Origin of the sequence: Saccharothrix sp. 6-C (assembly GCF_016695385.1) — a bacterium.
Classification (GTDB): Bacteria; Actinomycetota; Actinomycetes; order Mycobacteriales; family Pseudonocardiaceae; genus Actinosynnema; species Actinosynnema texasense.
On the sequence record NZ_CP064192.1, the window covers coordinates 7,215,912 to 7,229,151 of the forward strand.

A 13,240-nucleotide genomic window follows, 5' to 3' on the forward strand; every position below is an offset into this window, starting at 1 on the left:
AACCTCTCTGATGCGATGAACCGGTGCTCAGGCCGCCGTCGCGAGGAAGTACACGACGAAGCCGAGCAGGGCGAGCACCTCGACGATGGCGAACGTGGTCCAGGCCAGGCTCAGCAGCACGCCGCGAGCCTCGGGCTGACGGGCGGTGCCGTTGATGACCGAGGAGAAGATCAGACCCACGCCGATGCCGGGGCCGATGGCCGCGAGGCCGTAGCCGATGGCAGCGAGGCCCTGGTTCAGGTTGACGTTCGCGGCTTCCTGAGCAAGAACGATAGCGCTCACTTGTGCTGTTCCCTTTCCAACTCGGTCCGCGAACGCTCGCGGATCGGAGGCTTGTGATTTCTCAGTGCTCTTCGGCCAGCGCCGCGCCGATGTAGTTGGCGGACAGCAGCGCGAAGATGTAGGCCTGAAGAACCATGATCAACGCTTCGAGGAACGTCAGCGCGATGGCGAAGACGAACGCGACGGGCGCGACCACGACGGTGATGCCGCCGGCGAAGAGCAGGTACTCACCGGCCAAGGTGAACACCAGCAAGAGCAGGTGACCCGCGAACATGGCCGCGAAAACTCGGATCGCGAGCGTGAGCGGGTTCAGGAAGAACTTCTGGAAGAACTCGATCGGGATCAGCAGGATGAGCACGAACCACGGCGCGCCGGGCGGCATGGTCTGGTGCTTCAGGTATCCGACGAAACCGTGCCGCTTGAACCCGACGAAGTGGTACACCGGGTAGATCACGAGCACCGAGACGGCCAGCGGGAAGCCGATGTGCGACATCGTGGGGAACTGCACGAACGGGATGAGCCCGAACAGGTTGTTCACCAGGATGAAGGTGAAGACCGTGAGGATCAGCGGGACGAAGGGCTTGAAGTCCTTGGCGCCGATCTGCTCACGCGCGATCGTGTTGCGGCCGACGTCGTAGAGCGACTCGGCGGCGAACTGGAACTTGCCGGGAACGAGCTTGAGGTTGCGGGTCGCCGCGATGAAGAACGCACCGATGATCAAGATCGAGAGCACCAGAAGCACCATGGGCTTGGTGACCTCACCGAAGATCGGTGGGAGGAAGAAGTCCTTCACGCCGGGTGCGACGAACTCATCACCCGCAGCCAGCACCATCGTGGTCACTGTGTTCCTTCCGGTTCTCCCGGCCGGCGTTCACTCCGCCGGGGGAATCGTCACGATCGGGACTTAACGTACCTTACGGACCGCAAGCGCCCGCGAGAGGCACCCCACCTACCTGGGTGTCCCGTCCTGCGCGCACCGTACCAGCCGGTAGATCAGGTGTTGCCAGGGGTCGGGATGACGATCTGACTGCGACTGCGCTTGGAGGCGCGCACCTCCATGGCGGTGGCGACCAGGATCGTCGCGGCCATGGTCAACGCCAGGGCGTTGGTGTGCAGCACCGGGAACTGGCGCAGCAGCAGCATCACCGCGAACAGCAGGATCAGCTTGCCCATGAACCCGGCGAACGCCGCGACCATGATCACCTGGAGCGGCATCGCGGCGGTGCGGTGCATCAGGAGCAGCGTCGCGGCCGACGACAGGCACGCGATCGCGCCACCGATCAGCGCCGCGACCAGGCCGGGGACACCGGCCAGCACGGTCCAGAGGATCACGCCGACGGCCACGGTCCCCAAGGCCGCCCACAGCGCGCTGCGGTACATCTCGCCCGCGAGTCGCCGGACGACGGCTTCGTGGGTCCACTCCGTCTTGCCCTCAGAGCTGTCCTGGCTCATGTCACCTCTTCTCACTGGTCGAGACCGAGTGTAAAGAGGGCTTGGTGCTCACCCCACCATCGGGGTCAGGTGCGGCGTACTTCGCGAAGTCTCGGTATCGCGGAGACCAACAGCGCGAGAACGAGTCCGATGGCCAGGCACCACACCACGACGACCACGTCGAACAGCGTCAACGCCACCGCGCCGAACGCCAGCACGCCCGCCCACAAGTAGATCAGCAGCACCGCGCGGCGCTGGGAGTGGCCGATCTCCAGCAGCCGGTGGTGCAGGTGCATCTTGTCCGCGGAGAACGGGCTCTCGCCCCGCCGGGTGCGCCGGACCACGGCCATGAGCAGGTCCAGCAACGGCACGAACAGCACCGCGGCCACCACGACCAGCGGCGACAGCAGGCCGAGGACGTCGGTGGCGCGCACCGACCCGTAGTTGATCTTCCCCGACGCGGAGATCGTCGCCGCCGCGAGCATCAGCCCGATCAGCATCGACCCGGAGTCGCCCATGAAGATCCGCGCGGGGTTGAAGTTGTGCGGCAGGAAGCCGAGGCACGCGCCGGCGAGCGTGGCCGCGATCAGGGCGGGCGGGTACGCGCCGACGTCACCGCCGTTGTTGGCCAGCAGGCCGATGGAGAACACGCAGGTGGCGGCGGCGGCGATGAGCCCGATGCCCGCCGCGAGGCCGTCCAGGCCGTCCACGAAGTTCATCGCGTTGACCATGGTCACGGCCAGCAGCACGCTCAGGATCGCGCCCTGGTTCTGGTCGAGCGAGAGCAGCGAGCCGGTGCCCTCGCCGTCGTCGCCCCACGGCACCCAGAACAGCAGCCACTGCAGGCCGAACAGCACGAGGATGCCCGCCGCGGTGACCTGCCCGGCGAGCTTCGTCAGGGAGTCGAGCTCGAACCGGTCGTCCAGCACGCCGACGAGGACGATCACGCCGCCGCCCACGATCACCGCGTACGGGTCGTAGGAGAAGTCGAACGCCGAGCGCAGCACCGGCAGCTGGTGCGCCAGGAGCATGCCGCCCAGCACCCCGCCGTACATGGCGAGGCCGCCCATGCGCGGCATGGGCTGGACGTGCACGTCCCGCTGGCGGGGGTAGGCGACCGCGCCGATCCGGAACGCCAGCGCGCGGACCAGGCCGACGAGCAGGAACGTCACGACCGCGGCGGTCAGCGCGACGAGAAGGTACTCCCGGACGGGGAGGACGTTGGACACGGCAGGCAACTGGCCCACGGCAGGCTAGCCCCTCGGCGATGGGGTGTCGGGTGGATCTTGCTGCATCGGATCCCGTTGGGGTGGTTCGTGCGGGAGGAGCACCACGCTACTCCGATCGGGAAGATCCACTAGCGGGCGACCTCGACTTCGACGCCGAGGGCCTTGGACACCTCGCCGACGGGCACCGCGCCCTCCCGCAGCACCACGGGGTCCGGGCCGGTCAGGTCGACGATGGTGGAGGCGATGTTCTCGGCGGCCGGTCCGCCGTCCAGGTAGACGCCGACCTCCTCGCCGAGCTGGTCCCAGGCCTCCTGGGCGGTGCCCGCGGGCGGGAAGCCGGACTTGTTGGCGCTGGAGACGGCCATCGGGCCGACGTCGCGCAGCAGCTCCAGCGCGACCGGGTGCAACGGCATCCGCAGCATCACGGTGCCGCGGGTGTGACCGAGATCCCACGCCAGCGAGGGCGCGTGCGGCAGCACCAGCGACAGCCCGCCGGGCCAGAACGCCTCGATCAACGCGCGGGCCTGCCGGGGCACCCCGAGGACCAACCCGTCGATCGTGGTCCACGAACCGACCAGGACGGGGACCGGCATGTCGGGTCCGCGGCCCTTGGCCTCCAGGAGGGCACGGACGGCGGCCGCGTCGAAGGCGTCGCACCCGATGCCGTACACGGTGTCCGTGGGCAGGACGACCAGCCGGCCACCCCGCACCGCTCCCGCCGCGGCCTCGAGGCCCGCGGCGCGGTCGGCCTGGACACCACAGTCGTAGATCGTGCTCACCCTGCTGATCCAAGCACAGCGCGTCCGGCGCCAGCGGCCGAGGTCACACCCGGACGGCGAGCGGCGGGTGCGGCGCGGCAGGCGTCACGGCGGACCCGGTCACCGACCACCGCGACCGAACGCCGCGTCCGCGTCGACCGCCCACCGGCGCTTCCGGTGCGCCACCACGAACCCGAACACGAGCGCCCCGCCGACCAGCACGCCCGCCACCGTCACGACCGGGTCGCCGATCGCCGCGCCCACGAACGGCAGCACCAGGACGGCCAAGCCGACGACGGCCGCCGTCCACACGTCCGGCTCCACCCACCGCCACGCCCGCGCCTCGTCCAGCCGCCGGAGCAGGTCGGTCGCGAAGGCGATCAGCTCCGGGTGCGGGCTGAGCGCCAGCACCTCCTCGGCCAGCACGCGGCACTCCGCCGCCTGGCGCGCGTCCGCCACGACCAGCGCGCCGCCGGGCGTCACGCCCCGCACCTCCGCGGTCCGGGCCGCCAGCGCGATGGCCAGGTGGGTGCGCAGCACGTCGTCCGCCCGCGGCGCGCCGCCGCGGGCCAGCTCGCCGCGCACCACGGCGGCGGCGAGGTGGCTCTCGTCATCGTGGCCCTCGCCCAGCGCCGACGTCAGCGCGGTCAGCGCCCGGGACAGGCGGAGCCGGTCGGGGTCGGCGAATTCGGTGAGGTCGACGCGGATGACGCGCGCCGACAGCCATTCCCGCAGTTCGCTCCACTCGTTCGGGCCATTGACAGCCATCGCGGGTTCTCCGATTTACTCGGCGGAGCGTTGACCTCCAGATTATCCCGATGGCGAGGCGTCCGGTGACTGCGAGAAACCCGATCGGCGCCCTGCCCCTGGCGTTGTCCGCCGCCGCCGTGTACGTCGTCCTGGCGGGCGCCGCGGGCTACCTGGCGCTGGACCGGCAGCCGGCCGCGCCCCCGCCCGCCGCCGCGGCCCCCGCCCTGCCCGCCATCACCACCGACACCCCGGCGAGCACCACCGCGGCGGCCGCCACCACCCCGCCGGCCACCGCCGGCACCACCGCTTCGACCACCCCGTCCCCACCGCCGGACCTGCGGCGGATCGACGCGCCGGGCGGTCTCAGCACGGTGGTCCCGGTCGGCTGGGAGGTCACCACCGGCACGGTCGCCACCACGCTCGTCGTCACCGACCCGACGTCGCCGCGCCGCGAGCTCCGGCTCGGCGGCGCACCGGTCACCGACCCGTCGACCACGCTCCTGGACCGCATCACCCGGGCCGCCGCGGACCGCGAGCGCGAACCCGGCCACCGCCGCGTGACGCTCGTCCCGACGACGATCCGCGACCACCCGGCCGTCAGCTGGGAATTCGACGAGAACACGCCGGCGGGCCCGAACCGGGTCGCCACCGCGTTCTGGGAAGCCGGCGGCGTCGAGTACGTCCTCTACTCCGCCGGGCCGGCCGAGGAGTGGGACCGGACCCGGTCGCGACTGGCCGGCATGGTCGAGCGGGCCGCCCCTTAGACCCGGCGCGCGGTCGCGAAGCGCGGTCGCCACGCCAGGTCGCGGTGGTCCGCGACGTCGGTGAGCACCCGGCGCGCGGAGAGCAGCGCGGGCACGGTCGTGCCGTGGCTGTCGTCGTGCTCGATCGCCACGTGCCCACCGGGCTTGAGCAGCCGCGCGGCCACGCCCACGACGTGCCGGATCACGTCGAGCCCGTCCGACCCGCCGAACACCGCGTGCCGCGGGTCGTGGTCGGCGACCTCGGGCTGCACCTCGGTGCCGTCCGGCACGTACGGCGGGTTGCACAGCACCAGGTCGACCTGCCCGTCCAGGTCGGACAGCACGCCCGGCTCGGTCACGTCGCCGGCGTGCAGCGTGATGGGCGTGTCGCCCGCGGCGGCGCGGGCCTCCGCGTTGCGCCGCGCCCAGGCCAGCGCCGAGGGGTCGCGCTCGACCGCGTGCACGGACGCGGCGGGCAGCCGGTGCGCCGCCGCCAGCGCCAACGCGCCGGAACCCGTGCACAGGTCGACCACCACGGGGTCCTCGGACTCCACAGTGGACAGCGCCCACTCCAGCATCAGCTCGGTCTCCGGGCGCGGGATGAACACGCCCGGACCGACCTCCAGGTCCACCCCGCCCAGGTACGCCCGGCCGGTGATGTGCTGCAGCGGCACGCGGGTCGCGCGCAGCCGCACGGCCTTGTGCAGCGCGTCCACCACCGGCGGGTCGACCAGCGGGACCAGCGGCAGCCGCGAGCGCTCGACGCCGAGCACGTGGGCCGCCAGCAGCTCGGCGTCCACCCTGGGGCTGTCGACACCCGCCGCGGCCAGCAGGCGTTCCGCTTCGTTGATGGCCAGCCGCAACGGGTGTCGGGTCATGGTCCCAGGGTAGGGCGATCAGAAGTTGATCATGTGGCCGGCCAGCCCGTGCACCGCTTCCTTGACCGCCTCGCCCAACGTCGGGTGCGCGTGCACGTTGCGCGCCACCTCGTGCACGGTGAGGTCCCACTGCTGGGCCAGGGTCAGCTCCGGCAGCAGCTCGGTCACGTCCGGCCCGATCAGGTGGCCGCCGAGCAGCTCGCCGTGCTCCGCGTCGCTGATCAGCTTCACGAACCCGGCCGAGTCGCCGATGCCGTGCGCCTTGCCGTTGGCGGTGAACGGGAACTTCGCCACCTTCACGTCGAACCCGCGCTCGCGCGCCTGCGCCTCGGTCCACCCGAACGAGGCGATCTGCGGCTGGCAGTACGTCGCGCGCGGGATCATCACGAAGTCCAGCTCCATGGTCTCCGCGCCCGCGATGGTCTCGGCGGCGATGACGCCCATCGACTCGGCGGCGTGCGCGAGCATCAGCTTCGCCGTCACGTCGCCGATCGCGAAGATGTTCTCCACGTTCGTGCGCCCGCGCCCGTCGACCTCGATGGCGCCGCGCTCGGTCAGCCGCACGCCGGTGTTCTCCAGCCCGTAGCCCTCGACCCGGGGCTGGAAGCCGATGGCCTGCATGACCTTGTCGGCCTCCAGGACCTCCTCGGCGCCGTCCTTCGACACGGTCACCCGCACGCGCGGGCCGGAGTCGTCGATGGACTCGACCCTCGTGGACGTCCGCACGTCGATCCCGAGCCGCTTGTACCGCTTGGCCAGCTCCGCCGACACCTCGGCGTCCTCCAGCGGCACCACCCGGTCGAGGAACTCGACGATGGTGACCTTCACGCCGTAGTTGTGCAGCACGTACGCGAACTCGACGCCGATAGCGCCCGCGCCGGCGATGACGATGCTCTCGGGCAGGTCCTGCGACAGGATCTGCTCCTCGTAGGTCACCACCCGTTCGGACAGCTCCGTCCCCGGCAGGAGCCGGGTGGTCGCGCCCGCCGCGATGATCGCGTGGTCGAACGTGACCCGCTCGTCACCCACCTGGATGGTGTTCGCGTCGAGGAACGTGCCCCGGCCGTCGTACTCGGTGATGCCGTTCTTCTTCATGAGGAAGTGCACGCCCTTGACGCGCCCGTCCGCGACCTTGCGGCTGCGGTCGAAGGCGGCGCCGTAGTCGAACCTCACCGTGCCGTCGACCTGGATGCCGTAGGTCTTCTGCTCGTGGGTGAACAGGTGCGCGAGCTCCGCGTTGCGCAGCAGCGCCTTCGACGGGATGCAGCCCACGTTCAGGCACACCCCGCCCCAGTAACGCTCCTCGATGACCGCCGTCTTCAGCCCCAGCTGGGCCGCCCGGATCGCGGCGACGTACCCGCCTGGCCCCGCACCGAGGACCACGACGTCAAAGTGTGCGCTCATGAACGACACATTAGGTGCCCAGTTGGTCCGACAAGAACTCAACGGTCCGACGCCACGCGTCGGCGCGGGCGGCGGCCGTGGCGGCGGGCGTGCCGCCCGTCGAGAACCGCACGCCGGGGCCCGGGACGACCACGTCCGTGCTCGGCCGGTGCGGAGGGCCCGCGATCAGGTGTCCTGCCCCGGGGTAGACGACGTGCTCGTGCCGGTGCGGGTGCCCGTGCGCTTCGAGCCGGCGGAGGGCGACCTCGCTCAGCTCGGCGCACGGCCACGACTCGTCCTGCCCCGATGAGAGCAGCAACACACCGCCGCCGATCCGCTCGACCGGGATCTCGGTGTCCGCGGGGATGCCGTCGGTCAGGTCGAACGCGAGACCCAGCGGCACCGGCTCGCCCGAGACGACCCGGCGGCGCAGCTCGTCGGGGATCGAGTACGGCAGGTACGGCAGCGGCCGGCCCTGCCACGTCCACGACGCCGCCTCGTGCTCCAACTTCTGCAACAGCCGCGTCCCCGGTCCGATGCACTGCGTGACGACACCGCTGCCGACCACGCTCACCACGGCCTTGACCTGCGGGAACGTCGCGCCGACCAGCAACGCCAGCTCGCCGCCGCGCGACCCGCCGACGACACCCAACGCCCCCGCCCGCGCGCCGAGCCACTCCAGCGCGGCGCCGAAGTGCTCCAGCGGGATCTCGACCAGGTCGTCCGGCACGCCCGGCGCGCCGAAGTGCGCGAGGGTCAACGCCGCGAACCCGTGCCCGGCCAGGAGCGCGGCGTCCAGCTCGTGCGTCCCGCCCTCGGACCCGCTCAGCACCAGCACGCCGGGGCGGCCGGTGCGGCCGTCGTCGGGCTCGAACAGCACGCCGACCAGGCCGTTCTCGGTCACCTCGGTCCGCCGCACCCCGTCGGGCACGGCGAGCCGGTCCAGCTCCACCTCGTCGACCCCGACGACCTCGACCACCGTCGGGCCGCTCTGCTCACCCGTCCGGGTCATCGACCAGAACAACCCCATCGGGTCGACGCCGGCGTAGTCGCCCTCGACCGGGGCGTGCCTGGTCAGGTCCACCACGCCGCGCTCGTCGGCCAGGAACACCGCGGCGGACGACCAGTCGCCCGTCGTCGCGCGCACCTCGACCCGGTCACCCGGTGGCAGGTCGACCACCCGCACGTCCAGCGCGGTGTCGAGGGGGGCGCGCCGCGGGTTCACCAGGATTTCCGCCATCGCGCGCCCTCCGTCGTCGCCTCACCCGGCGGCGAGTCGCTCCGCGCGGTCGGCCGACGCCAGGGCGTCCAGCACCGCGTCCAGGTCGCCGTCGAGCACCTGGTCCAGGTTATGGGCTTTGTACCCGACCCGGTGGTCGGAGATGCGCGATTCCGGGAAGTTGTAGGTCCGCACCCGTTCGGACCTGTCCACGGTGCGGATCTGGGTGCGCCGGGCGTCCGACGCCTCCTGCTGCTGCTTCTCCTCGGCCAGCGCGGTCAGCCGGGCCTGGAGGACCTGCATCGCGCGCGCCTTGTTCTGCAGCTGGCTGCGCTCGTTCTGGCAGGACACCACGATGCCGGTGGGCAGGTGCGTGATGCGCACCGCCGAGTCGGTCGTGTTGACGCTCTGCCCGCCCTTGCCGGACGAGCGGAACACGTCGACGCGGAGGTCGTTCTCGTCGATCTCGACCTCGACCTCGTCGACCTCGGGGAACACCAGGACGCCCGCGGCGGAGGTGTGGATGCGGCCCTGCGACTCGGTCACCGGCACCCGCTGCACGCGGTGCACGCCGCCCTCGTACTTCAGCCGCGACCAGACGCCGTCCGGGGTGTCCGCGCGGCTCTTGATGGCCACCGTGACGTCCTTGTAGCCACCCAGGTCGGAGTCCGTGCCGTCGAGCACTTCGGCCTTCCACCCGTGCCGTTCGGCGTACCGCAGGTACATCCGCAGCAGGTCGCCCGCGAACAGGGCCGACTCCTCGCCGCCCTCACCGGACTTGATCTCCAGCACGACGTCCGAGCCGTCGTGCGGGTCGCGCGGCAGCAGCAGCTCGGTCAGCTTCGACTCCAGCGCCGGGACCGTCCTGGCCAGCTGCTCGGCCTCCTCGGCGAACACCGCGTCCTCGGCGGCCAGCTCGCGGGCCGTCTCGAGGTCGGACCTGGCCTGCGCGAGCTCACGGGCGGTCTTCACGACCGGGGTCAGCTCGGCGTAGCGCTTGCCGAGCTTGCGCGCGCCCGCCTGGTCGGCGTGCACCGAGGGGTCGGCGAGCCTGGCTTCCAGCTCGGCGTGCTCGGCCAGCAGGGCGTCCAGCGTCACGATCTCGCTCCGGTCTCGGCGTGCTTCTGGGGGTGGAGACGACAACGGCGCCCACCCGCGGAATCGGGGTGGACGCCGTTCTGGCAGCTACTTGGCGCGCTTGCCGTAGCGGGCCTCGAAGCGCGCGACCCGGCCACCGGTGTCCATGATCTTCTGCTTGCCCGTGTAGAACGGGTGGCAGTTGGAGCAGATCTCGACGTGGATGGCGCCGGACGTCTTGGTGCTGCGCGTGGCGAAGGTGTTGCCGCAGCCGCAGGTGACCTCGGTCGTCACGTACTCGGGGTGGATGCCGGTCTTCAACGTCTTGTCCTTTCCTAGGTGGCCGCCGGGTCCTCGTTGGGATTCTTCGAGGTGAACCGGAGCCGGACTCGACCCGACAGTGTGCCAGATCGGCTGTCAGAGACTGCAACGCGAGGCTTCGCACGCTTGTTCCCGGTGGCTGGGGTCACAACCGTTCACCGATGGCGGTCGACCATCCGGCGCATGAGGTAACCGCTGAACTACAGACAGCAGCGACAGGTGGGGCGTGGACGCCACACTGGCGGGGTGTTCTGCACTGTCGGGCGTCCCCTGTCGTTGACCTCGTGGCTGGCCGTGCCGTTCCTGTTCAGCATCGCCGTCCTCGGCCTCACCGGGTTGGGTGGCCTGCTGGTGGGCGCTCCGGGGCAGCTGGCCCTGTCGAGCCCCGTGTTCGGCGCGGGCGTGGCCGTCGGCGTCGCCACGTCCGGCGCGGTCGGGTGGACCGCCCGGTGGCAGCGCGCCTGGCTGCGGTGGCCGTACCTGGCGGCCGTGCTGGCGGTCGGGGTGCTCCTGGACGGCGTGCGCGTGCCCGTGGCGGCCGTCGTGGGTCTCGGCGTGCCGGTCACCGCGCTGCTGGTCGCCCAGTACTTCCTCGAACGCCGCCGCACCGCCGCGCTGGCCGAGGCGGGTCTGGCCTCCCCCACGCCACCCTGCTGACGGCGCCTCCCGGTCGACCCACCGACCCCTGGACCTCGGGGTCCCGGACGCCCGAAGGCCCGCCCGGCTCGGTGCCGGACGGGCCTTCGGTGGTCGGACGGGGTCAGTCGTTGTCCCCGCCCGGGGTGGTCTTGGCCACCTGCATCAGGAACTCGATGTTCGTCCGGCTCTTGCGGAGGCGGTCGAGCAGCAGGTCGATGGCCTGCTGGCTGTCCAGGGCGTGCAGCACCCGGCGCAGCTTGTGCATGACCGCCAGCTCGTCCGGCGAGAGCAGCAGGTCTTCCTTGCGGGTGCCGGACGAGTCGACGTCCACCGCCGGGAAGGTCCGCTTGTCCGCGATCTTCCGGTCGAGCTTGAGCTCGGCGTTGCCGGTGCCCTTGAACTCCTCGAAGATCACGCTGTCGCCCGCGGACCCGGTCTCGACCAGGGCCGTCGCGATGACGGTCAGCGAGCCGCCGCCCTCGATGTTGCGGGCCGCGCCGAGGAACCGCTTCGGCGGATACAGCGCGGTCGAGTCGACACCACCGGACAGGATCCGGCCGCTCGCGGGGGCCGCGAGGTTGTAGGCCCGACCCAGGCGGGTGATCGAGTCCAGCAGCACGACCACGTCGTGACCCATCTCGACCAGGCGCTTCGCCCGCTCGATGGCCAGCTCCGAGATCGTGGTGTGGTCCGACGGTGGGCGGTCGAAGGTGGAGGCGATGACCTCGCCCTTCACCGACCGCTGCATGTCGGTGACCTCTTCGGGGCGCTCGTCCACCAGCACCACCATCAGGTGGCACTCGGGGTTGTTCTTCGTGATCGCGTTGGCGATCGACTGGAGCACCGAGGTCTTGCCCGCCTTCGGCGGCGACACGACCAGGGCGCGCTGGCCCTTGCCGATCGGCATCACCAGGTCGATGACGCGCGTGGTGAGGATGTGCGGTTCCGTCTCGAGGCGCAGGCGCTCGTTCGGGTACAGCGGCGTCAGCTTGGTGAAGTCCGGCCGGTTGCGGGACTCCTCCGGGTCGAGGCCGTTGATCTTGTCCACCCGCACCAGCGGGTTGAACTTCTGCCGCTGCTGCTCGCCGTCGCGCGGCTGCCGCACGGCGCCGATCAGGGCGTCGCCGCGGCGCAGCCCGTACTTGCGGACCAGCGACAACGAGACGTAGACGTCGTTCGGCCCGGCCAGGTAGCCCGAGGTGCGGACGAACGCGTAGTTCTCCAGCACGTCGAGGATGCCCGCCACGGGCAGCAGGACGTCGTCGTCGCGGACCTCGGTGTCCGTGGTGGGGCCACCCTCGTCCCCGCGGCCACCGCGCCGGCGGCGGTCGCGGAAGCGGCGACCACGACGGCCGCCCTCTTCGTCGTCGTCGCCCGGACCGCTCTGCTGGCGGTTGCGGTTCTGGTCGCGGTCGCGGCCACCCCGGTCACCGCGGTCGTCACGACCGTCACGGCCGCTCCGGTCCTGCCGGTCGCCGCGGTTGCCGCGGTCGCCCCGGTCCTGGCGCTGTTCGCGCTGCTCGGAGCGGTCCTGCCGGTCACCGCGGTCCTGCCGGTCGCCCCGGTCCGACCGCTCGCCCCGGTCCGACCGCTCAGCGCGGTCCTGCCGCTCAGCGCGGTCCTGCCGCTCGGGGCGGTCCTGCCGCTCGGCGCGCTCACCCTGCTGGCGGTCCGCCTGTGGGCGGTCGGCCTGGACGCGGTCGGCCTGGGCGGGTCGGTCGGCCTGGGCCGGCGCCTGCTGGGCGTCCGCGGCGGGAGCCTCGGGGCTGCCCGCGGGGCGGTTGGAGGAACGGCGGCGGCGGTTGCCCCGGCGGCCACCCTCCTCCTCCGCGGCGGGACGGTCGGTCACGTCGAGCTGCTGCTGGGTCGGCTTGTCCACGGCGGGAGCCGCGGCGGCCTTCTCCACGATGGGCTTCTCGACGGCCGCCTTGGGCGCCTCGGCCTTCTTCTCGGCCTTGGGCGGCGTCGCGGCACTGCCCCGACCGGAGGTGCCGCCCTGCCGCTCCTTGATGGCGGCGATCAGGTCGCCCTTGCGGAGGCCGGCCGTGCCGGTGATGCCCAGCTGACCTGCGAGTTCACGGAGTTCGGCCAGCACCATTCCAGAGAGGCCCGCGCGCTTGCGCGGCGTGGCGCTGCCGTTCGAAGGGGTGGTCAGAGCGTTCTCCTCGGCTCCGGAACTGCCGGCAGCGGGATTGGGAGCAGCAGGAGCTTGGCTGCTCAGTACATCGGTGTTGGTCACACATGTCCTTCCTGACCGGAGCGCGCCTCCTACGCGATCCAGCGGACCTGCCGTCCGACGGAATGCGGTGCGGCAGTTTCGTCCCGGTTCAGGCGGACCTGGCGACGGCGCGGAACGCGCACGAAAGCGGAGTCCTCCGGTGCGGGACTTCGGTCACACGGCGAGCGGGTGCCTTCCAGCGTCGGCCCCGTCCATACGGCACAGAGCCAAGTCACTGGAGGAATGCGATCCGGAACGAACGTCCGGGCACCACACCGGCGCCCGTGCGCGCGGTGACTGATGGCCCCGAGG

General features: G+C 71.6%; 14 protein-coding genes. 2 read left to right on the forward strand and 12 right to left on the reverse strand.

Annotated features, from left to right (window positions below):
- Positions 1 to 27: 27 nt before the first annotated feature.
- The 6 genes from IOD16_RS30810 to IOD16_RS30835 form a co-directional block, all read right to left on the reverse strand.
- Complete coding sequence (locus tag IOD16_RS30810; protein WP_123745749.1) at positions 28 to 282, reverse strand: ATP F0F1 synthase subunit C; 255 nt, start codon at positions 280 to 282, stop codon at positions 28 to 30.
- A gap of 61 nt (positions 283 to 343) precedes the next feature.
- On the reverse strand, positions 344 to 1,123 hold the full coding sequence (gene atpB / locus IOD16_RS30815) for a F0F1 ATP synthase subunit A (RefSeq protein WP_201437212.1): 780 nt from the start codon (positions 1,121 to 1,123) through the stop codon (positions 344 to 346).
- A gap of 152 nt (positions 1,124 to 1,275) precedes the next feature.
- On the reverse strand, positions 1,276 to 1,734 hold the full coding sequence (locus IOD16_RS30820) for an ATP synthase subunit I (RefSeq protein WP_123745747.1): 459 nt from the start codon (positions 1,732 to 1,734) through the stop codon (positions 1,276 to 1,278).
- Between the two features lie 65 nt (positions 1,735 to 1,799).
- Positions 1,800 to 2,960: a glycosyltransferase family 4 protein gene (locus tag IOD16_RS30825; protein WP_123745746.1), complete on the reverse strand. Its 1,161-nt coding sequence runs from the start codon at positions 2,958 to 2,960 to the stop codon at positions 1,800 to 1,802.
- Positions 2,961 to 3,070: 110 nt separating this feature from the next.
- Complete coding sequence (locus IOD16_RS30830) at positions 3,071 to 3,721, reverse strand: L-threonylcarbamoyladenylate synthase (RefSeq protein ID WP_201437214.1); 651 nt, start codon at positions 3,719 to 3,721, stop codon at positions 3,071 to 3,073.
- A gap of 99 nt (positions 3,722 to 3,820) precedes the next feature.
- Positions 3,821 to 4,468 carry a hypothetical protein gene (locus IOD16_RS30835; RefSeq protein ID WP_201437216.1) on the reverse strand — a complete coding sequence of 216 codons (648 nt, stop codon included), beginning with the start codon at positions 4,466 to 4,468 and terminating at the stop codon, positions 3,821 to 3,823.
- Positions 4,469 to 4,533: 65 nt separating this feature from the next.
- On the opposite strand from IOD16_RS30835, the gene IOD16_RS30840 reads away from it, so the two are divergent.
- Positions 4,534 to 5,214, forward strand: a complete 681-nt coding sequence (locus tag IOD16_RS30840) for a hypothetical protein (RefSeq protein WP_201437217.1) — start codon at positions 4,534 to 4,536, stop codon at positions 5,212 to 5,214.
- Here the strand turns inward: IOD16_RS30840 and prmC are convergent.
- The 5 genes from prmC to rpmE form a co-directional block, all read right to left on the reverse strand.
- Positions 5,211 to 6,071 (reverse strand): peptide chain release factor N(5)-glutamine methyltransferase, encoded by an 861-nt coding sequence (gene prmC, locus IOD16_RS30845; RefSeq protein WP_123745743.1) that lies wholly within the window; start codon positions 6,069 to 6,071, stop codon positions 5,211 to 5,213. The two genes, IOD16_RS30840 and prmC, sit on opposite strands and share 4 nt — an antisense overlap.
- Positions 6,072 to 6,089: 18 nt before the next feature.
- Positions 6,090 to 7,475 (reverse strand): dihydrolipoyl dehydrogenase, encoded by a 1,386-nt coding sequence (gene lpdA, locus IOD16_RS30850; RefSeq protein WP_201437219.1) that lies wholly within the window; start codon positions 7,473 to 7,475, stop codon positions 6,090 to 6,092.
- A gap of 10 nt (positions 7,476 to 7,485) precedes the next feature.
- Positions 7,486 to 8,694: an acyl-CoA thioester hydrolase/BAAT C-terminal domain-containing protein gene (locus IOD16_RS30855; protein ID WP_201437221.1), complete on the reverse strand. Its 1,209-nt coding sequence runs from the start codon at positions 8,692 to 8,694 to the stop codon at positions 7,486 to 7,488.
- 21 nt (positions 8,695 to 8,715) lie between these two features.
- Positions 8,716 to 9,771 (reverse strand): peptide chain release factor 1, encoded by a 1,056-nt coding sequence (prfA, locus tag IOD16_RS30860; protein WP_236594484.1) that lies wholly within the window; start codon positions 9,769 to 9,771, stop codon positions 8,716 to 8,718.
- Positions 9,772 to 9,858: 87 nt separating this feature from the next.
- Complete coding sequence (rpmE, locus tag IOD16_RS30865) at positions 9,859 to 10,071, reverse strand: 50S ribosomal protein L31 (RefSeq protein ID WP_053721986.1); 213 nt, start codon at positions 10,069 to 10,071, stop codon at positions 9,859 to 9,861.
- 246 nt (positions 10,072 to 10,317) lie between these two features.
- Between rpmE and IOD16_RS30870 the strand changes: the two genes are divergently transcribed.
- Positions 10,318 to 10,728 carry a hypothetical protein gene (locus IOD16_RS30870; protein WP_123745741.1) on the forward strand — a complete coding sequence of 137 codons (411 nt, stop codon included), beginning with the start codon at positions 10,318 to 10,320 and terminating at the stop codon, positions 10,726 to 10,728.
- A 103-nt stretch (positions 10,729 to 10,831) separates the two neighbouring features.
- Here the strand turns inward: IOD16_RS30870 and rho are convergent, their stop codons facing one another.
- On the reverse strand, positions 10,832 to 12,949 hold the full coding sequence (gene rho, locus IOD16_RS30875; protein WP_201437222.1) for a transcription termination factor Rho: 2,118 nt from the start codon (positions 12,947 to 12,949) through the stop codon (positions 10,832 to 10,834).
- Between the last annotated feature and the right edge of the window lie 291 nt (positions 12,950 to 13,240).